We start from the raw sequence: 18341 nt of genomic DNA, 5'->3' as shown, positions 1-18341 counted from the left end.
GATTCCGTCCCTTCTATGATCGGCCCCATCAGCTAAGCTTCGGCTGAGCGAGCAATTGGATTTTGCCGGTCGCCGTGTTTTCCAGTTCCAATACGACGATTTCGTTCCCTTCTTTTTTCAATAGCGGCCCCGGCAAATACAAGCGCTGCTGCGGGCCTGCTTCGTTCCAGTAGCGGCCGAGGTTGAAGCCGTTGATAAAGACGTTGCCTTTTGTGAAGCCTTTTGTATCGACGTACGTATCCAGCCCTTCTGCCGCATCGAACGACCCTCGGAAGAATTTCGGATAGCGTTCGTCTCCACTCAGCCCATAATCCAACGGCAAGCGGTCCATTTCCACTTTGAACATTTCCCAGTGGAAGAAATACTGTTCGCCGAGCCAGATGTTTTGAATCAAGCCTTTCGGATCGGTCAGGTGTTCGCCGTAGTTGGCACGCCCCATATTCTCCACGAAGATTTCGAGCGTGTTCACTTTTCCGGGGAAATCCAAGACAACGGTTTTATTCTCATCGTTAATGTAAGTCGTTGCAGCCCAGCGCCCATTTACGTAAATCGAGCTGCGGTCGCGGATATTGCCCGAATTGAATTTCAGCTCCCCTTGGCGATTGACCGTCGTGCGGTAAAGGGTATAGCCATACGCTTGCCCGATGTCCTCCATCGGAAGCGGCACAATGTGCTCCACTTTTTCGCTGATGGATTCCAGCACATCAAACAGGCTTACGCTTTCATTCACCAGAACAGTCCCGTATTCTTTGGCAGAAACGGTCTCTTCGATATCCGCAGGTACGTCCGTGTATTCGCTCAATACCTTTTTGACGGCTTTGTATTTTTCGGTAATCGCTCCGCCTTCCGTCAGCAAGCTGTCGTAGTCGTAGCTCGTAATCGTCGGGTAATAGATGTCGTAGTGGTTGGCGCCGTTCATGAAGCCGAAATTCGTGCCGCCGTGGAACATGTAAAAGTTCACGGAAATTTTCTTGTCCATGATTTCTTTGAACACGGCCGCCACATCATCGCCGCTTCGCACCGTATGTTCGCCGCTCCAATAGTCGAACCAGCCGATCCAGAACTCCGCCACCATTTTTGGTGAGCCCGGTTTGAATGCTTCCAACGCGTTGAACGATTCGTCCACGCGCGAACCGAAGTTCAGCGTCGTTGCTACGTCCGGCAGCGAACCTTGCGTGATGAAATCCGGCCCGTCCGAAGTGAATAAAAATGTATCGAGTTCATGTTTCTCGTATTGGTCCCGGTAAAATGCCAAATAGTCCAGATCGTTGCCGTAGGCGCCGTATTCATTTTCGATTTGCAGCGCGATGACCGGCCCGCCGTTTTGGAGCAGGTGCTTTTTAAATTTCGGCAACAGCTCGTTGAAGTACTCTTCCACATGCTTGAGAAATGCGAAATGGCTGCTTCTCATGACCAGCCCTTTTTCTTTTAGGAGCCAGGACGGCAAACCGCCCATTTCCCATTCGGCGCAAATATACGGAGCCGGCCGCAGGATGACATACAGGCCAAGTTTGTGGGCAAGCCCGATAAAGCGTTCGATATCCGCCATGCCTTCGAAATGGAACTCCCCTTTTTTCGGTTCATGGAAATTCCACGGAATATACGTCTCGACCGTATTCAATCCAAGCGCCTTCAGTTTCAGGAGCCGGTCTTCCCACTGCTCCGGCACGGTCCGGAAATAATGGACGCCGCCGGATAAAACCTGGAACGGCTGTTCATTCAAATAAAAAGAATCGTTTTTGACAGTCAGCAATTCGACGCCTCCTATGTACGTTTTCGTTAAACTCGCTTCAGCTTGAAAAGGGCGGAAGAAAAATCAGCCGGATGGGCTTGTTTCCGGCAGCGGTTCAGCTGCACACCGGCTTCCATCAATTCATCGCCGTAAAATGTATCGTCTACGCCTTCAATCGCATATTCAAATTCAGCGTTCAAGCCTTTAAAGAAAATCCGGTTATAGCCCGGATTCGGACGCGCCAATACTTGGTAATAGCCGAGCAGCGCTTCCTCTAGGTCGTCTGACACGACCATCCAGCTTGTTTCATTGCCGTCTTTTGCAAATGGGCTTTTGATCCGGTAAAACTGCCCTTGCTGGATCAGCTTCCGGTTTTCTTTATAGAAAAGGATTTGCTGTTTCACTTGTTCTTTTTCTTCATCCGTCATTTTCGTGACATCGAGTTCGTAGCCGAACGCGCCGAAATACGCGGTATTGGCCCGCGTCTCCAGGCTCGTCACCCGGCCCACTTGATGGTTCGGCACTGCGGAAACGTGCGCGCCCATTGACGAAAGCGGATAGACCATGGACGTTCCGTACTGGATTTTCAAGCGTTCCACCGCGTCGGTGTCATCGCTCGTCCAGCCTTGCGGCGCATAGTAAAGCATGCCGGGGTCGAACCGGCTCCCGCCGCCTGCGCACGATTCGAACAGCACATGCGGAAATTCCGCCGTTAACCGTTCGTACAGCGAATAAACGCCGAGAATGTAGCGGTGCGCCACTTCACGCTGGCGGTCTGCCGGCCATTCCAACGAGCCGACTTCGGTCATGTAGCGGTTCATGTCCCATTTCACATAGGAAATCGGCGCATCGTTCAGCACCTTTGCCATCAGGCCGTAGAGATGGTCCACCACTTCAGGCCGCGAAAAATCAAGGACAAGCTGATTGCGCCCATGCGACATCCGGCGATTCGGAACATGCAGCACCCAATCGGGATGGGCTTGGTACAAGTCGCTTGCTTTTGAAACCATTTCCGGTTCGAACCACAAGCCGAATTCCATTCCTAAATCCGTAATGTTTTGGGCGAGCTGTGTGATGCCGCTCGGCAATTTCCGCTTGTCTTCCATCCAATCGCCGAGCGACGTGGTGTCGTCATCGCGCTTGCCGAACCAGCCGTCGTCCAACACAAACAATTCCACACCCAATTCCTTGGATGACTGGGCAAGTTCAAAAATTTTCTTCTCTTCAAAATCCCAATAAGTCGCTTCCCAATTGTTGATCAGCACCGGACGTTCCCGGTCACGCCATTTCCCGCGCGCCAACCGGGTCCGGTAAAGCCGGTGGTAGGTCTGGCTCATGCCGTTCAACCCTTCCGCCGAATAAACGAAAACCGCTTCCGGAGTCTGGAAGGTTTCGCCGCTTTCCAGCAGCCAGTTGAAATCGAACGGGTTGATGCCGATCATCAGGCGGCTCACATCGTAGTGGTCCACTTCCACCTGGGCAAGGAAGTTTCCGCTGTAGACGAGGCTTACGCCGTAGACATCTCCGTGATGCTCGGTCGTTTCCGGACGCTTTAACGCTAAAAAGGGATTTTGCTGGGCACTGCTTGTGCCTCTTGTGCTTGCGATGCTTTGAAGGCCGGGCACGAGCTTGCGTGTCTTCATATGCCGCTCTCTCACCCATGCACCGGATAGCTGCACCAGTTCAAAATCGGAATCTGGCAAATCCAGGCTCGCGCTTAATGCTCTTGTTAAATTCACTTCGGCTGACCCGTGGTTCGTGAATTTCACAGAACGCGCAATCGCATTCAGCTGTTCAAAAACGGTGTACGAAAGGCAGATTTCTACATCGATCTCCTCATCGAATAACGTAATTTCCAACGTTGTTGCTTCCGCCTCTTCTTCTGCGTACGTTGCAGGCAATCCGTCGAGTTTCTTTTTGCCTTTAAAGATGGCGTGCCCTTTATAGATAAAATCCGTGATGCGGCTGCCGTTTTCCTGCAGCACCTGATAAGCGGGTTCCCGGAAATCGGTCGTTCCAAAAGCCGGGTATTCCTGTTTGATCAAATCCAAGGAAAATACGGGATCGCCTTCTGTGGTGCAGGCGGTATTCGGCATTTCTTCGATATGGAACAAACGCTCAAACGACTCCCGGTGGCGCAGCTTTTTGCCGTAGTAAAGCTGCCCTAACTGCCCGTTTTGCAAAATGGACAGAATATAGCTGGTCTTTTCGGTTTGCAGGTGAAACTCTTTCGTTGCATCGTTATATAAAATCGGCACATTATACCTCCTGCTCGTTGGTCAAAAAATTAGGATGGAGCGCATTTCGGCATCAGAAGGCAAATTTGTCAGCCTTTCACCGATCCCATCATGCCTGCTACAAAATGCTTCTGCATGAGGAAGAAAACAAGGGCTGTCGGCAAAGTCGCGATGACGATGGCAGACATGATGACGCCGTAGTCGGGGGAATAGCTCGATCCCAAATTGGAAATTAAAAGCGGGATGGTGCGTTTTTCCGGCGACTGCAAAATGACCAGTGGCCATAAATAATTGTTCCAGCTGTTCATGAATGAAATGATTGCCGCCGCTGCATATGTCGTTTTCATTGTCGGCATGTAAATCCGGAAAAAGACCCCGATTTCACTCAAGCCGTCGATTCTTCCCGCCTCCACCAAATCTTTCGGAAACATTTTCGTATTTTGGCGGAAGAAAAAGATGAAGAACGCCGTCGTCGCTGTCGGCAAAATGACTGCTGCCAGCGAATCGATGCCGAACAATGGCGCAGTGTCACTGATGCTTCCGAACATGCGGTACAACGGAACCATAATTGCCGCAAACGGAATCATCATCGACAGGAGCAAAATATTGAAGACGATGTCTTTTCCTTTGCTGCGATGGATTTCAAAGCCGTAGCCGGCAAGCGATGCTAATAGAAGCGTCAATAAGGTCGTGATGACTGCGATGATTGCTGAGTTCGTGAGAGCCGGGATGATATCCACCGTTTCGAAAAGCGTCTTCATGTTTTCAACCAAATGGCTGCCGGGAAGGAGGCGTCCTTGCGTCACATCGACTGATTTATTGGTGATGCTGACGAGCATCCAAAGAAACGGAAAAATGGAAACGAGCGCTGCCAGGCTCAGGAACGTGTAGATAAAGATTCTTTTCAAATTTTTCATTTCTTCTCACCTGCCACTCTGAATTGAAGTATGGAAAGAATCACAACGAGAATCACGATGACATACGATACGGTTGAAGCGTATCCAAAGTCCGGCGTGTATTCGAACGAAAGGTTGTAGATGTACTGCGATATGGAAATCGTCGAATTTCCGGGTCCGCCGTTTGTGATATTGACGATTTCATCGAAAATCTGCAAAGTCCCGATCGTCGAAGTGATCGACGTGAACAAAATGATCGGCTTCAGCATCGGAATCGTGATTTGGAAAAATTGCTGGAATGCATTCGCTCCGTCAATTTTCGCTGCTTCGTAAATCGATTTGTCGACATTTTGCAAAGCGGCCAAATAGAAAATCATGTTGTAGCCGGTCCATCTCCATGTAATGGCGAGAATGATGACCACTTTCGCCCAGAACGGATCGGCCAGAAAGTTGATGGTTTCTGAAATAAAGCCGAAATTGAGCAAAAACTGATTGATGATGCCGTCTACGCCGAACAGGTATTTGAAGATGACGGAGTAGGCAACGAGTGAAGTGACGCATGGCAAGAAAATCGCGATTCTAAAAAAGCCTCTGAATTTCAATTTAGGATCATTTAACAGAACCGAGAAAATTAACGCCAATACAATCATCAAAGGAACTTGGATCAAAAGATAAATTGATGTATTGGTTAGCGCTGCGATAAAGGTTGGATCACTGAATAATCGCTGCCAGTTGTCCAGCCCCGTATATTCGAGATTGCCGCCCATTCCGGATTGGAATGATAGAAGAAAGGCTTGGACCATAGGGTAGAAGTTGAAGATGGTAATGGCGATGACGGAGACAATAACAAACAACCAACCGACTTTTTTCTTGAAAAACACGCCTGTTTTCTCGCGTTTGGTCTCTTTGTAGCGCAAGCTTACCGGGAGATCCAGTTTGCTTTTTTCTGATGATGGCTGGTTCATACTTCTCATTCCTCCTATAAAAAAAGCTTGAGCTGCCTATGGCTGGCAAGTGGGAAAGCACTCCTACCAATCCGTTAGCGGCAACTCAAGGCTTTGTTTGTTTTCCTTTGCTTATTTCAGCTGCGCTTCTGCTTGAGCCTGAACGTTTTCAAGTACTTTTGTCAGCTCTGTGCCGTTCAGATAATCCTGCATCCCCGTTACTAAAATGTCTTCGATTGCGTATGTGTGAAGACCGTAGTTAACGCCTGGAATTTCATCTGTCCATGTCGATAGATCTGCTAGAAGCTGTTGGCCGCCGAAGAATTCATCTTCTACTGCATAAGCATCGCCTTCAGCTGCTGCTGAGTAAGTTCCAAGGGCTCCGATGTCTTTGACAAGTGTTTGGTAAAGATCCACATTGGAACCGAATGTTTGCAGCATGAAGTCTGCCGCTTCTTCTTTGCCGTCTACGTTCAAGACATACCATGAACTGCCGCCTAAGTTCGACGCATTGACTGCGCCTTCCATATCAAGGCGCGGCATTGGCACGACTGCCCATTTCCCTGATTGGTCTTCTGCTTGCTTGATGCTCGGCGTAATCCAGTTTCCGGTTGGTACACTCGCTACATCGCCGCTGTTGAATGCGCCGACAAACTGGCTCCAGTCGGAAACGATTTTGCCGATATCGGCATCCATCATCTTTTTGTACGTTTCAAATGCTTTCGCAAGTGATTCGTTGCCTTCAAGGTTTGGTGTCGAGCCGTCTTCATCCACGTACCATGAACCGTTTGTCTGGATCATCATGCGGATTTGGCCAAGATCGTTCGGGTCCAATGTCAGCATGTTCTTGCCTGTTGCTTCTTTTACCGCTTTTCCAATTTCAATGTATTCGTCCCACGTAATGTTCGTCAGATCTTCAGGTGTATAGCCCGCTTCTTCCAAATAATCCGTGCGGACATACAAGCCAGCTACGCCGGAATCGAATGGCAATCCGTATTGTTCGCCGTCAAAGCTTGTTGTGGCAATTTTATAGTCTGCAAAGTCGTCCGAGTTGATGACGTCAGTCAATGGATAGAACGCATCCGGATACGCTTGCAAGAAACTTTGTGCACGGTAGTCTTCAATCAGAACGATGTTCGGCATTCCTTTTGTCGTACCCGAGCTAAGCCCCGTGTTAAGTTTTTGGATAATATCGTCTTGTGCATTTTCAATAATTTTCACTTCAACGTCGCCGTCGTAAGCTTCTTTTGCTTTTTCAAGAGCTGCAATGTTGAAAGCAGGGTCCCAAGCCCATGCTGTGATGCTGTCTGCACCGGATGAACCTTCGGATCCGCTGGCACCGTTTGCTTCATCATCCCCAGAAGAGCAAGCTGCCAATACGGCCAAACTGATAAGCAATGCAAACATAAGATAGAACTTCTTCATTTGATATCCCCCTTTTTGTAAGCGCTTTACTTCGCACCTTTCCTACAGTATAACGACATAAAAAAAAAGATTGTTAGCACAATCTTTAGGTGTTTATCCAAAAATTTTTAGATAGTTCAAACTTCACTGAATACTTCTTGGACTATTTTTAGATATTGGTAATTTCATTGGATTTCACAGAAGCATTCAGCTTTTGAACCGGCAATTCCACTTTCACTTTCGTGCCTTCGCCTTTTTCGCTCGATATTTCGACGCCGTATTGCCCCCCGTAAATCATTTGGATGCGTTCATGGACATTGCGGATGCCGATCCCGCTGAACAAATGGCGTTTCTCTTTAATGTCTTCTTTTGTGTAATCGCCTTTCATTTCCATGCCGTCGCCGTTGTCGACAATTTCACAGATGAGGCTGCCCCTTTTTTGGGACACCAAAATTTGGACGAACCCTTCTTTTTTCTCATTGAACGCATGGAAAAACGCATTTTCGATGAACGGCTGAAGAATCAGCTTCGGCACCTGACAGTCCAGGCAATCGGGTGAAACAAAGAAATTCACTTTGATGCCGTCGCCGTAGCGCGCCTGATTGATGAGCACATAGTTTTTTAAATCCGCTATTTCCTGCTCTACCGTGATCGTCTGGTCCACGTTGCTCAAGGCATTCTGCAATAAAGAAATCAGCGCATGGATCATCTCGGTCGCTTTCTCCTTTTTGCCTTGCTGGACCATGAACTTTACGGAAGCCAATGTATTGTAGAGAAAATGCGGATTGATCTGATGCTGCAGCGCCAAGAGTTCGGCCGTGCGCTGCTTTTGCTGCGCCTGGACCACCAAGTCGACATATTCCTTCAATTCGCTGAGCATGGAATTGAACGCATTGGCGATTTTCTTCGCTTCGTAGCCGCCGGTCTCCGTAACCGGCCGATTGAAATCGTGTTTGGCCATAGACGAAATCTGCTTGACGAGGCGGCTGATCGAGTTCGTCATTCTCCGCGAAATGATGAACACGATGACGACTGCCACCAGCACAATTCCGAGGCTGATGAGCAGAATTTCCTTCGTATTGATCAAATTGGCCAGCACGGCATTTTTATTGACGAGATTGACTAGATAAAGATCATACGTCGGCAAGTACTGGGACATCAGCAAATAATTCGTTTCAAAGAGATTGACTTCTTTTAGATCCAATTGTTCTTCTTCGACTTCTTCGGCCAGTGCGAGCAGTTCCGGCTCCAGATCGCCAATCATTTCGTCCTTGTTGCTGGAAACGATCTTGCCGTCTTGGTTGACCAGCAGCACTTCGTTTTCGGTGCTCGTATAGCCTTCATAGAGCCGCTTCCAATCTTCTTCGCGGATCGGAAAATAAAGCACGCCGTAAATTTCGCCGGTCGACCTTTCCATGAGCGCTTTCGTGGCGACAATCATCGGTTTGTCATTGAACGAAGTCGACGGCATGAATTGGTAAAGCAAGCGATTGGGCTGCTCGATCGACCGTTTGGTGATCGGATGGTTGCGCAGCACTTCCCAGGAAACCGGCCAATTCGAATAATTCATGTTGTAAAGCCGCTCGTTTTCACCGAGCACGATCATATTGGTGTCATACGATTCGACAGTCGGATAAATGCGTTCAATCTGCCGGCTGATGTCGTGGTAGGATTTCGACGTTTCGATGGCGCTTTCGTTTTCCTGGGTCAATACCTTTTTGATAGTGCCGTTATTTTGGACTTCGTTGGTTGCGCTGACGATGGCAAAGCTGTAGTCTTCAAAACGCGTTTCGATCTGTTCCAGCGCTTTCGTATTTGAAATGCTGAATGTGTCCATGAACAGATCGGACGACATGCGGATCGAACTGAATGTGATGAGGAGCGAAACTGCCACGATGCTGACGACCATGATTAAAAACATCTTGATGAAGAGGCTGTTATTTCTTAAGATGCGCGAGGCCTTTTGCTTCATTTTCATGGTCGGCATGGTACTCCTTTCGGTAAGCTCCCGGAGACATACCCGTAATGCGCTTGAACACTTTGCAATAGTAGCTATGGTCCGAATAGCCCACCATGCCGCTGATGTTCGAGATGGTCACCGGACTGTTTTCCAGCAATTCCATCGACTTCTTGATCCGGATGCGGTTCAAGTATTCGCTGAAGCCCTCTTTATGGTGCGTACTGAAATAAGAGGACAAATACGACGCATTAAAGTGGAAATGGGCAGCGATTTCCGACAGCCGGAGCGGCTCTGTGTAATGCTGTTCAATATACGAAAGAATCTTGTCCAGGTTATTGGCCTGTTCATCAGAACCTCCGTGCAGCATCATGATTTTCTGCACTTCTTCTAAAAACCGGTGAAATTCATTCACCGCTTCTTCTACATTTTCCGCTTCATTGATATGCGTGAAATAGCTGTATTTATTTCGTTCGAGCTCTTGGGTATCGTATTTCAAGCTATCTAATAAGACGATAATATTGAATATGATATTGCCTAAAAACGATTTGAACTCAAAACTGTCGTTGCTGTATCGCCCCGCCAGATACTCGATGTGGCTTTTCAGATAGTCGAAAGCTGCGTTGAATAGACGATCTTTCACCAACTCGATAAAATGGTTCAAATCAAAATTGGCCTGTTTCGCTCCTTCTGCCGGCAATTCGTCGTAAAAGAACAAAGTCTGGTCCGGCAGGTAGAAGAGATACTTTTCGATTTTCTTTAACCTTTCGTCATGGACTTTTTTCAAGTCGTCAATCGCACCGAACGGTTCACAGACCAGCCACGATGCTGCTGTACTTTTGGCTGCTTCTGCGGCAATCGCTTTTTTAATTTCTTCAAATTGATAAGGTGAGAAGTTAAGCAAAAACTTTGCGTCCGTTTCACTGGAAGCTGCCAAAAATACGGCCGTTCCTTCCGGCAGAAGCTGTTCAAGCTGTCGCTTTGCTTTGGCCGCTTCTAACTGTTTCCCATGAATTCCGACCAATGCAAATTGGCTATTGGCAAATGCGGCAGCCAAACTCGCTTTGTCCCCCGCCGAGTCGTAGCCGAGTATGAAGTGCTCCAGCATGTCTTCTACGGAGCGAGTCGGTTCTGCCAACGCAGCGGTATGGCAGAGGCCGGGCATCCGGTTCACGATTTTGTTTAAACTGCCCAGCAGTTCTTCCCCGTTCAGCTTCGGCTTCAAGATGTAATCGGCAACGCCGTTCTGAAATGTCGCCCGCACATAATCGAAGTTCTCGAAACTGCTGAGCACAATAAATTCAATGTCCGGGAAAGCTTTCTTTCCTTCCCGCACTAAATCGATGCCGTCCATAATTGGCATGACGATGTCCGTGATGACGATATGCGGAGAAAACTCTTCCATCAGCTGAAGCGCTTCTTTGCCGTTCGATGCTTCCGCCACAATTTGAAACCCTTCCTGCTCCCAATCAATGTAATTGATGATCCCTTGCCGAATAAGCATTTCATCATCGACAATGAGAACTTTGCACACATCCCCCATGAATTTGCCCCCTTTTGTATCTGGTCGAATCAAAAGTTTTTCCGAAGCCGCTGTCCTTTATCCGCTTCGGTAATCTACAGACATCGTACCATCTTTTTATGGAATGATGTCAGCAATTCAGAAGATTTCAAGCCTTCCGCAGCCCTTCTCTATTTTAAAGAACAAGGAGTTTCTTGCACCGTTTCGGGTATAGAACTATCACCAACGCGTTTTTATGGAGGAGGAATTTTCATGCATTATCAATTGAACTTGCGGTTAGCGCAGGAAAAGAAAGACTATTATTGGCTGTTTCGAAGCGAGGAAGACACCATTACGGTATTTAATGAAGTCGTAGAAGCTTTCAAGGAATACGAGCCGCCGAACTCTGCCGCTTTCATCGAAGAAAAGCGCCGGGAAATCGATGAAACCGGACGCAGCAATACTGTCCAGATTGAAGTCGTGAAAGTGGATAAAGAGGCGCTGATCCGTTCCGCTGCGTACAGCGAAATGTGGTACGAAGGCAAGCATTTTGAAGACATTTACCGGACGCTGACTGATAAGCTCGGCCAGCCGGAAGAAGAACCATTTGCTGAATAGGAAACTTTTCCCTGCTTCAGCCGTATGTTAGAGAAAGCCGTTTCAGGAAGGGGTTTCCATGATGGGACTGATTCGATTTCTCTTTTTCGAAAAGAAATGTTTCGTTCATTCGGCGTTCGGCCATGAGATGTATTTCCGCGCCGCCGGTCAGCTTCAAGCGAACGGCGTCTCCTTTGATGCCGTCCGGAAAATAAATGCAAGTTCCTTAGGGTCAGCTGGCAGCGATATTCCTTTTGTCCGCGCTGCCGAAACCAATAATGCGCAATACGATTTTTATGTAAAGAAAGAAGACGAGCATTTGGCACATCAAGCGCTGAGATGAACCAAAAAACGCGTGGACCGGAAATTCTTTGGTCTACGCGTTTTTTATTTGCCTCATCCTCTTAATGGGCGTGCCCATGATGGGCTTCGCCTTCGTTCTGGCACAGCAATTCGTTTTCATGCGGATGGCCGGTGTTTTCCATCTGGATGGTCACATGGCCGATTCCTTTATGGGCGAGTTCGTGTTCAATGGTCCGGAGGATTTTCTGGCTGTCCAGCACCGATAAATTCCCGTCGACGACCGCATGGCAGGACAGCGCATTCTGCCCGCTCGTGATGCACCAGGCATGAAGATCATGGATGCTTTCGATGCCTGGGACGGCCTCCATCGTTTGGATGATGTCGTCGAGGTTGATGTTTTTCGGTGTGCCTTCCATCAAAATATGGACGGCGTCTCTTGTCACGCGCCAGCCGCTGATCAATACGAGGACCGCGACAATGACACTGGCAAGCGGATCTGCCCAGACCCAGCCGAAGAACATGATGAGGAGGGCTGCCGCGACCGCTCCGACTGAACCGAGAAGGTCACCGATTACATGGAGAAAAGCCGCACGCACATTTAAATTCTCTTCCGTGTCGCCGCCGCGCATCAAAATCCAGGCCACGACGACATTGACTGCTAAGCCGACAAATGCGATGGCAAGCATGCCGCCGGATGCGACTTCCGGCGGATTCGCAAAACGGTGGTACGCTTCGTAGAAAATGTACAGCGCAATCAATACGAGCGTCACGCCGTTAAACACCGCCGCTAAAATTTCAAATCGCTTATAGCCGTAAGTTTTGCTGTAGTCCGCCACTTTCTCGCCCAGTGTAAAAGCGAGAATCGCGACGCCCATCGAAATCGAGTCGCTTAGCATATGTCCGGCATCCGCAAGCAGCGCCAAACTGTTCGTCAAATACCCCCCGATGGCTTCGACAACCATATAGGTGGTGATGATGATAAAGCTGATGATCAATGTCTTTTTATTGGCTCCGTGCGTATGGTCATGCCCGTGGTCATGGTTATGCGCCAACTGAAAAACCTCCCCGCTGTCGTTTAATTTATTTCTTAGTTGTGGCTCGCATGATCGATCGTCATCTTGAGCAAGCTCATGACGTGGTCATCGTCCTGCGAATAATACAAGGTCGTGCCTTCGCGCCGGTATTTCACGAGCCGCAAATTCTTCAGGAAGCGGAGCTGATGCGAAACCGTCGATTGCCTCAAATCCAACGTCTCGGCAATGTCATTGACCGCATACTCCCGCTCGGCCAGCAAGTTCAAAATCCGGATCCGCGTCGGGTCCCCCAATGCTTTAAACGTCTGGGACACGACGAATAAAGTCTCTTCGTCCAAATCGCTGTTGTTGTCGAGCGCTAGCGCGTCGTTGGTTTCTTTCATCTCTTCCGCCTCGCTTTCTGTCGGGTGATTCTTCTATATGTATATATTAGTATATACTCATATATAAGTTATTTCAAACGTCCTTAGTGAAAATAAGCTTTTATCTCGCCTGTTTTATTTTGTGACGGATCTTGAAGTCGATTTACTCCCAACTTCTTATGAAATACTCCCGACTTTCGCTTGAATACTCCCAACTTCTGTTCTGATTCTCCCAACTCCCCCAGACAGACAAAAAAGCACCCTCTAAAAGGAGGCTTGTAGAACTTTATTTGCTTGCATGGAACTCGTAATAGCCTTTCTTGAAGAAATCGTACCATTCATCGATTTCTTCTTGCGGCGCTGCCTCCAGTGCCATCAACACTTCTTTTCCGAATTCCAGATTAGCGGAGCCGTTCGCTGTGATCAGATTGCCGTCGCGCACCGCCTGCTGCTCCAGATAGCGGCTTTCGCCTGTGTAGTTTTCGCCTGCCGCTCTCTGCAGCTCCGCCAAATCATTGCTTGTGTGAGCCCCGTTGTTTAAAATTCCGTTCATGCCAAGAAAGACCGTGCCATCGCAAATTGCTTCCACGACTTTCTCAGCATCCAGCGCTCGATGCACCAGTTCAATGACCGGCTTGCTTTCTTCTTTCCGCCACGAATTGCCGCCGATCAAAATTACGCCGGCAAAGTCGTCTTCCACTTCATCCAGCGCGTAATCCGGCAAGGTTCGGAAGCCGCCGATCGATGTCACGGGCTCTTTCGATAGCGATACCGTCTTCACTTCGTACAACTTCTCCCCTTGTTCCGGCTCTTCATTCAACGCCGCGGCAATGGATGCCGCTTCCCAGTCGGCATATTCTTCAAGCAGCACAAATAAAACCTTCTCCACTCCCATCGCTCCTTTTCAAAATAAACTCTCCCCAACCGAACGCATCTATCATTTAATATGAATTATACCATGCAGATACATAGAGTGTATGGAAAATTCACTCTTTTTAACGCTTGTCCCTAGCGCTCTGATTTATTATTGAGCTTTTGCAAAAACTGTTCAAACTCTCGCCACGGAAAATTGATATTCAATTTATATTCGTCCGCTATGCTAAGGAGGAAATTATTCTTAAAATGAAAAAGGAGTGTCACCACATGAATAAATTTTTGAACCCGATCACGGATTGGGTCTCGACGAAAAAAGGGATGACGATCACGTTGATCTTCTGGGTGGTCTTGATGCTTGGACTCAGCATGGGTCCGCGCCTCAACGACTACAAAGTGGCGAATTTCCAATCGCTGCCGGATGATGCGGAATCGATCATTGCCGACGACAAACTGAAGGAATACTTCCCGAACGATCAAGGGACGCCTGGAATTTTGGTCTTCCATCATTCTGATGGCGAAGTGGACCTTGAAGCGACAAAAGAAATCCTAGCGGGCATCACTGAAGCTAACATCGACGGCATCGACTCAATTGTCGACATCAGCCAGCTGCCGCCTCCTGCCCTCGAAGGCTTTTTCTCTGAAGACAAGTCGACGATGATTATCCCGATGACGCTTGAAGCCGGACTCGGCAGTGCAGACTTCGTGGAAATCAACGACGAAGCTTCTGACATCGGCAATGAAATTGCTGCCGGGTACGACAACATGGAATTTTATATCACAGGACCTGCCGGAATTGCCGGCGACACGGTGAAACTATTTGAAGAAGCGGATTTTGTTTTATTGATCGCGACGGTGTTGATCATTTTGGTCTTGTTGATCGTGATTTACCGTTCACCGCTGCTCGCCTTCATCCCGCTGCTGGCGACGATCATTGTGTATCAGGTCGTGAACCAGACCTTGGCGTTCATGGGGGCGGCCGGACTTGAACTGACGAGCCAAACGACGTCGATCATGAGCATTCTCTTGTTTGCGGCCGTCATCGACTATTCGCTATTTGTCTTCTCGCGCTTCCGCGAAGAACTGAACCATTATGAAAATAAATACGAAGCAATGAAACACGCGATGCGCGCAACCGGTGAACCGGTGTTCTTTGCCGGCGGTACCGTGCTTGCTGCGATGCTGATCTTGTTCTTTGCCGACTTCCGCGATTACGCGAACTTTGCACCGATCTTCGGGACAGCGGTATTCATCATCATGATCGCTTCCATTACATTGATCCCGGCGCTCTTCACGCTGTTTGGCCGCAAAGCGTTCTGGCCGAAAGTGCCGAAATACGGCCAAGCAAAAGAAGTGAAGCACGGCATCTGGGGGCCGGTCGCAAAATTTGTGGTCAATAAACCCGTTCTTTCCGGCGGCCTAGTCGCTGTATTGATGATCATTTCAGCATTGAATGTATTCAATCTTGATTTTGAATTCGACACGGTGAAATCGTTCCCTGAAGACATGCCTTCCCGCGTCGGCTATGAAATTGTCGAACAGAACTTTGAAAAAGGCGAAATCGCGCCGTCCACTTTGCTGGTGGAAAGCGAGGAGCCGATTTCAGAAGAAGCGGCCGCAGCCCTTTCGGAACAATTGACGGCTTATGACGAAGTGGCATCGGCCCGTTTGTCCGGCCAGACAGAAGACGGCACTGCCGCAAAATTCAGCATCGCCTTATCGCTTAACCCGTATACAACCGAAGCGCTGGATTTTGTGGAACAACTGCGCAGCGACAGCCCGGCCTTGCTTAACGATGCAGGCATTGACGGCGAGACGTATTTCGGCGGCATTACCCCGAAACTTGTAGACGAACGCGAAGTCAATAACAGCGACATCTACAAAATCGTCCTTCTCGAGACTTTATTGATCCTTGTGCTCTTGTTCGCTTTGACGCGTTCGTGGAAAATGCCGATTTACATGATGGCGACGATTCTCTTGTCGTACGTATCGGCGCTCGGCCTTGGAATTTTCCTGGTCGATGTGTTGTTCGGCTTTGATGCCATCAGTACCCGCGTTCCGGTCTATGCGTTCATCTTCCTGGTCGCGCTCGGCATCGACTACAACATTATTTTGGTCTCGCGTTTCATGGAAGAACGCAAACTGCATAAAGTCAAAGATGCGCTTGAAATCGCGATCAAGAATACCGGCGGCGTCATTTCTTCTGCCGGCATCATCCTGGCAGCCACATTCGCAGCACTGACGACGATGCCAATCGCCGACTTGTTCGTTTTCGGCTTCATGGTTTCAATCGGCATTTTGATCGATACGTTCTTAGTGCGCGGCATGCTGCTTCCGGCACTGATATTGTTTTTTGAAAAAGACAAGTAAACCCTTCATAATAAAAGAGTCCGGCCGGCATACGCGCCGGGCTTTTTACTGACAGGAGGATTTCCCATGAAAATACTGGTCGTTGACGACGACTTATATATCCAGCAATTGGTGGTGATCCACCTTGAAAAAGAAGGCTATACGGTATTCCGGGCCAACGATGCGGCAGAAGCGTTATTGCTTTTGGAAGAAATCCAGGTCGATTTGGCGATTGTCGATGTGATGATGCCCAGCATGGACGGCTATGAATTGACCCGGATCCTGACGCAGGACTTGGCGATTCCCGTAATCCTATTGACCGCTAAAGGCCAGTTGGAAGATAAAGAAAAAGGATTTTTGTCCGGCACGGAAGATTATATGGTGAAGCCGTTCGAGCCGAAGGAATTGCTGTTCCGGGTTGCGGTCGTGCTGCGGCGCTCGGAACGTGCCGTGCAGGAAAACCTGCAAGCCGGCAATGTGTCGATCAACCGCCGCAATTTCGAAGTGGCGATCGGCCACGAAACCTTGATCCTGCCGCTCAAAGAATTCGAATTGCTGTCGCTTCTCGTGTCGCGCGCCAATCAGGCAACGCCGCGCTCCCTTCTGATGGATTACGTCTGGGGCGAAGACCATGACGGCAACGAAATGACTTTGAATACGCATATCAACCGCATCCGCGAACGGCTGAAACGCTACGGAGCCGACGTGGAAATCCATACGCTCCGAGGCATAGGCTACAAGCTCGAGGCACCGAAATGAAAACCTTGTACCGGCAGTTTATCGTTGCAACGCTGTTCATTTTGCTCGTAGCCATTGTGATTGGCTTTACATTGGCAAACGGATTTTATTTAACCGTCATGAAAGAACGGGCAATCGAGCAAAATCTCGAGATTGCGGATGAAATTGTCTCCAGCCTGAACATGGCGCCCCATTCGCAAGACAGTTTTGCCGGCTACCTCGAATCCGTCTCGAACCTCGGCTATCAGCTAGCCGTCGTAGACAGTACGGGGCAAAAGACTTTTTACGGAGACGCTTTTGACAATACCGAATTGCCTGAAGAAGCCGAGCGCGTGTTGACGGACGGCGAAATTTATACCGGCATCGACAACTTATCGAGCAGGATTTTCATGATTGCCCACTTCACCAATCAGCTTCATAATACGGTCGGCGTGCCTTTTGAGTTTGAAGGTGAATCTTACGGCCTCTTTATCCGGCCGGATACGAAACTGGTCGGTGCAGATATCCACTCGGTCCTGATCGCGTTTGTCCTGGCCATTGCCATCGTCAGCATCGCCGGCATGATTTGGCTCGCCCGGCAATTGACGCGGCCGATTGTCCAGCTGACCGAAGCGACGAAACACATTGCGCAGGAAAACTATAATTACCCGTTGAACATCCAGCGCAACGATGAAATCGGCCAGTTATCGGAGAGCTTCAATTTGATGCAGACGCAATTGAAGCATAACGATCTGGCGCGGAAATCGTTTATTAGCAACGTATCGCACGATTTCCAGTCGCCGCTCATGAACATCCAAGGCTACGCGGACCTGTTGGCGTCGCCGAATCTGGCCGAAAGCGACCGGCTCGCCTATACGGCGATCATCGACCAGGAAGCGAAACGGCTGTCGAGTTTGACGCGGCAATTGCTGCTGCTCACGTCGCTTGACCAAGGCGCGTACCCGATGAAGCAAAAAGCGTTTCCGCTCGATGAGCAACTGAAGCGCGTTGTCCAGAAATACCGCTGGCGCCTGGAGGAAGAAGACATCGATATTTCCTATAAGCTCGCGCCGCTGTCGTTCTTCGGCGACGCGGAACTGCTCGAAAACGTCTGGGAGAATTTATTGACCAATGCCATTAAGTACAATAAACCCGGAGGCAGCATCGAAATCACGCTGCAGGCATCCGGGAGCGAAGTGGTTGTGGAATTCAAAGACAGCGGCATCGGGATCAGCGAACCGGCAATCGGCCAGCTGTTCGACCGCTTTTACAGGGTCGATGCCGCCCGCAAAAAAGACGGCACGGGACTTGGGCTATCCATTGTCCAACAGATTGTCGCTTTGCATCACGGCTTGGTGGACGTGACGAGTGAAGTCGGTGTCGGCAGCACCTTCACCATCCGCTTTTCGCTGGATGAAACTTGATTAGGAGGAAA

The 18341-nt window shown here is 49.1% G+C and carries 15 protein-coding genes; 5 read left to right on the top strand and 10 right to left on the bottom strand.

Annotated elements, in window-relative coordinates; all coding sequences use genetic code 11:
- Window positions 1-28: 28 nt before the first annotated feature.
- The 7 genes from MTR82_RS15430 to MTR82_RS15400 all read right to left on the bottom strand — a co-directional run bounded on the left by MTR82_RS15430 (window position 29) and on the right by MTR82_RS15400 (window position 10713).
- Entirely contained in the window at window positions 29-1753 is a 1725-nt protein-coding gene (locus MTR82_RS15430; RefSeq protein ID WP_246809758.1) for a glycoside hydrolase family 35 protein, read from the bottom strand.
- Between the two features lie 26 nt (window positions 1754-1779).
- Window positions 1780-3990, bottom strand: a complete 2211-nt coding sequence (locus tag MTR82_RS15425) for an alpha-galactosidase (protein WP_246809757.1) — start codon at window positions 3988-3990, stop codon at window positions 1780-1782.
- Between the two features lie 68 nt (window positions 3991-4058).
- Window positions 4059-4886 (bottom strand): carbohydrate ABC transporter permease, encoded by an 828-nt coding sequence (locus MTR82_RS15420; protein ID WP_052652884.1) that lies wholly within the window; start codon window positions 4884-4886, stop codon window positions 4059-4061.
- Window positions 4883-5830: a carbohydrate ABC transporter permease gene (locus MTR82_RS15415; protein ID WP_246809756.1), complete on the bottom strand. Its 948-nt coding sequence runs from the start codon at window positions 5828-5830 to the stop codon at window positions 4883-4885. Before MTR82_RS15415 ends, MTR82_RS15420 begins: the two co-directional genes overlap by 4 nt.
- Before the next feature lie 111 nt (window positions 5831-5941).
- On the bottom strand, window positions 5942-7234 hold the full coding sequence (locus MTR82_RS15410) for an ABC transporter substrate-binding protein (protein WP_246809755.1): 1293 nt from the start codon (window positions 7232-7234) through the stop codon (window positions 5942-5944).
- Window positions 7235-7382: 148 nt separating this feature from the next.
- Window positions 7383-9191, bottom strand: coding sequence for a sensor histidine kinase (locus MTR82_RS15405; RefSeq protein ID WP_246809754.1), 1809 nt, complete (start codon window positions 9189-9191; stop codon window positions 7383-7385).
- Window positions 9151-10713 carry a response regulator transcription factor gene (locus MTR82_RS15400; protein WP_246809753.1) on the bottom strand — a complete coding sequence of 521 codons (1563 nt, stop codon included), beginning with the start codon at window positions 10711-10713 and terminating at the stop codon, window positions 9151-9153. Before MTR82_RS15400 ends, MTR82_RS15405 begins: the two co-directional genes overlap by 41 nt.
- Before the next feature lie 231 nt (window positions 10714-10944).
- Between MTR82_RS15400 and MTR82_RS15395 the strand changes: the two genes are divergently transcribed.
- Both MTR82_RS15395 and MTR82_RS15390 read left to right on the top strand, forming a co-directional pair.
- Entirely contained in the window at window positions 10945-11289 is a 345-nt protein-coding gene (locus MTR82_RS15395) for a hypothetical protein (protein ID WP_246809752.1), read from the top strand.
- Window positions 11290-11350: 61 nt separating this feature from the next.
- Complete coding sequence (locus MTR82_RS15390) at window positions 11351-11611, top strand: hypothetical protein (protein WP_246809751.1); 261 nt, start codon at window positions 11351-11353, stop codon at window positions 11609-11611.
- 61 nt (window positions 11612-11672) lie between these two features.
- Here the strand turns inward: MTR82_RS15390 and MTR82_RS15385 are convergent, their stop codons facing one another.
- From MTR82_RS15385 to MTR82_RS15375, 3 genes are all read right to left on the bottom strand, one after another.
- The gene (locus tag MTR82_RS15385; protein WP_246809750.1) at window positions 11673-12623 is read right to left on the bottom strand and encodes a cation diffusion facilitator family transporter; all 951 of its coding nucleotides are present in this window, start codon (window positions 12621-12623) and stop codon (window positions 11673-11675) included.
- A gap of 35 nt (window positions 12624-12658) precedes the next feature.
- The gene (locus MTR82_RS15380; protein WP_246809749.1) at window positions 12659-12988 is read right to left on the bottom strand and encodes an ArsR/SmtB family transcription factor; all 330 of its coding nucleotides are present in this window, start codon (window positions 12986-12988) and stop codon (window positions 12659-12661) included.
- A 265-nt stretch (window positions 12989-13253) separates the two neighbouring features.
- Complete coding sequence (locus MTR82_RS15375; protein WP_246809748.1) at window positions 13254-13862, bottom strand: type 1 glutamine amidotransferase family protein; 609 nt, start codon at window positions 13860-13862, stop codon at window positions 13254-13256.
- Window positions 13863-14110: 248 nt separating this feature from the next.
- Here MTR82_RS15375 and MTR82_RS15370 point away from each other — a divergent pair, with 248 nt between their 5' ends.
- The 3 genes from MTR82_RS15370 to MTR82_RS15360 all read left to right on the top strand — a co-directional run bounded on the left by MTR82_RS15370 (window position 14111) and on the right by MTR82_RS15360 (window position 18330).
- Window positions 14111-16210, top strand: coding sequence for an MMPL family transporter (locus tag MTR82_RS15370; protein WP_246809747.1), 2100 nt, complete (start codon window positions 14111-14113; stop codon window positions 16208-16210).
- 66 nt (window positions 16211-16276) lie between these two features.
- Window positions 16277-16948: a response regulator transcription factor gene (locus MTR82_RS15365; RefSeq protein WP_246809746.1), complete on the top strand. Its 672-nt coding sequence runs from the start codon at window positions 16277-16279 to the stop codon at window positions 16946-16948.
- Window positions 16945-18330 carry a sensor histidine kinase gene (locus MTR82_RS15360; protein ID WP_246809745.1) on the top strand — a complete coding sequence of 462 codons (1386 nt, stop codon included), beginning with the start codon at window positions 16945-16947 and terminating at the stop codon, window positions 18328-18330. The genes MTR82_RS15365 and MTR82_RS15360 overlap by 4 nt, the downstream gene beginning before the upstream one ends.
- Window positions 18331-18341: the final 11 nt, after the last annotated feature.

Source organism: Planococcus ruber (assembly GCF_022819085.1).
Taxonomy (GTDB): Bacteria; Bacillota; Bacilli; order Bacillales_A; family Planococcaceae; genus Planococcus; species Planococcus ruber.
Note: the sequence above shows the minus strand (reverse complement) of the source record. Positions and strands in the feature narration are given on the sequence as shown.

Coding starts and splice junctions, on each gene's coding strand:
- MTR82_RS15400 (WP_246809753.1), bottom strand. CDS start 10,713: ATGGGGGATGTGTGCAAAGTTCTCATTGTCGATGATGAAATGCTTATT.
- MTR82_RS15390 (WP_246809751.1), top strand. CDS start 11,351: ATGGGACTGATTCGATTTCTCTTTTTCGAAAAGAAATGTTTCGTTCAT.
- MTR82_RS15370 (WP_246809747.1), top strand. CDS start 14,111: ATGAATAAATTTTTGAACCCGATCACGGATTGGGTCTCGACGAAAAAA.
- MTR82_RS15395 (WP_246809752.1), top strand. CDS start 10,945: ATGCATTATCAATTGAACTTGCGGTTAGCGCAGGAAAAGAAAGACTAT.
- MTR82_RS15410 (WP_246809755.1), bottom strand. CDS start 7,234: ATGAAGAAGTTCTATCTTATGTTTGCATTGCTTATCAGTTTGGCCGTA.
- MTR82_RS15375 (WP_246809748.1), bottom strand. CDS start 13,862: ATGGGAGTGGAGAAGGTTTTATTTGTGCTGCTTGAAGAATATGCCGAC.
- MTR82_RS15420 (WP_052652884.1), bottom strand. CDS start 4,886: ATGAAAAATTTGAAAAGAATCTTTATCTACACGTTCCTGAGCCTGGCA.
- MTR82_RS15415 (WP_246809756.1), bottom strand. CDS start 5,830: ATGAACCAGCCATCATCAGAAAAAAGCAAACTGGATCTCCCGGTAAGC.
- MTR82_RS15380 (WP_246809749.1), bottom strand. CDS start 12,988: ATGAAAGAAACCAACGACGCGCTAGCGCTCGACAACAACAGCGATTTG.
- MTR82_RS15365 (WP_246809746.1), top strand. CDS start 16,277: ATGAAAATACTGGTCGTTGACGACGACTTATATATCCAGCAATTGGTG.
- MTR82_RS15405 (WP_246809754.1), bottom strand. CDS start 9,191: ATGAAAATGAAGCAAAAGGCCTCGCGCATCTTAAGAAATAACAGCCTC.
- MTR82_RS15360 (WP_246809745.1), top strand. CDS start 16,945: ATGAAAACCTTGTACCGGCAGTTTATCGTTGCAACGCTGTTCATTTTG.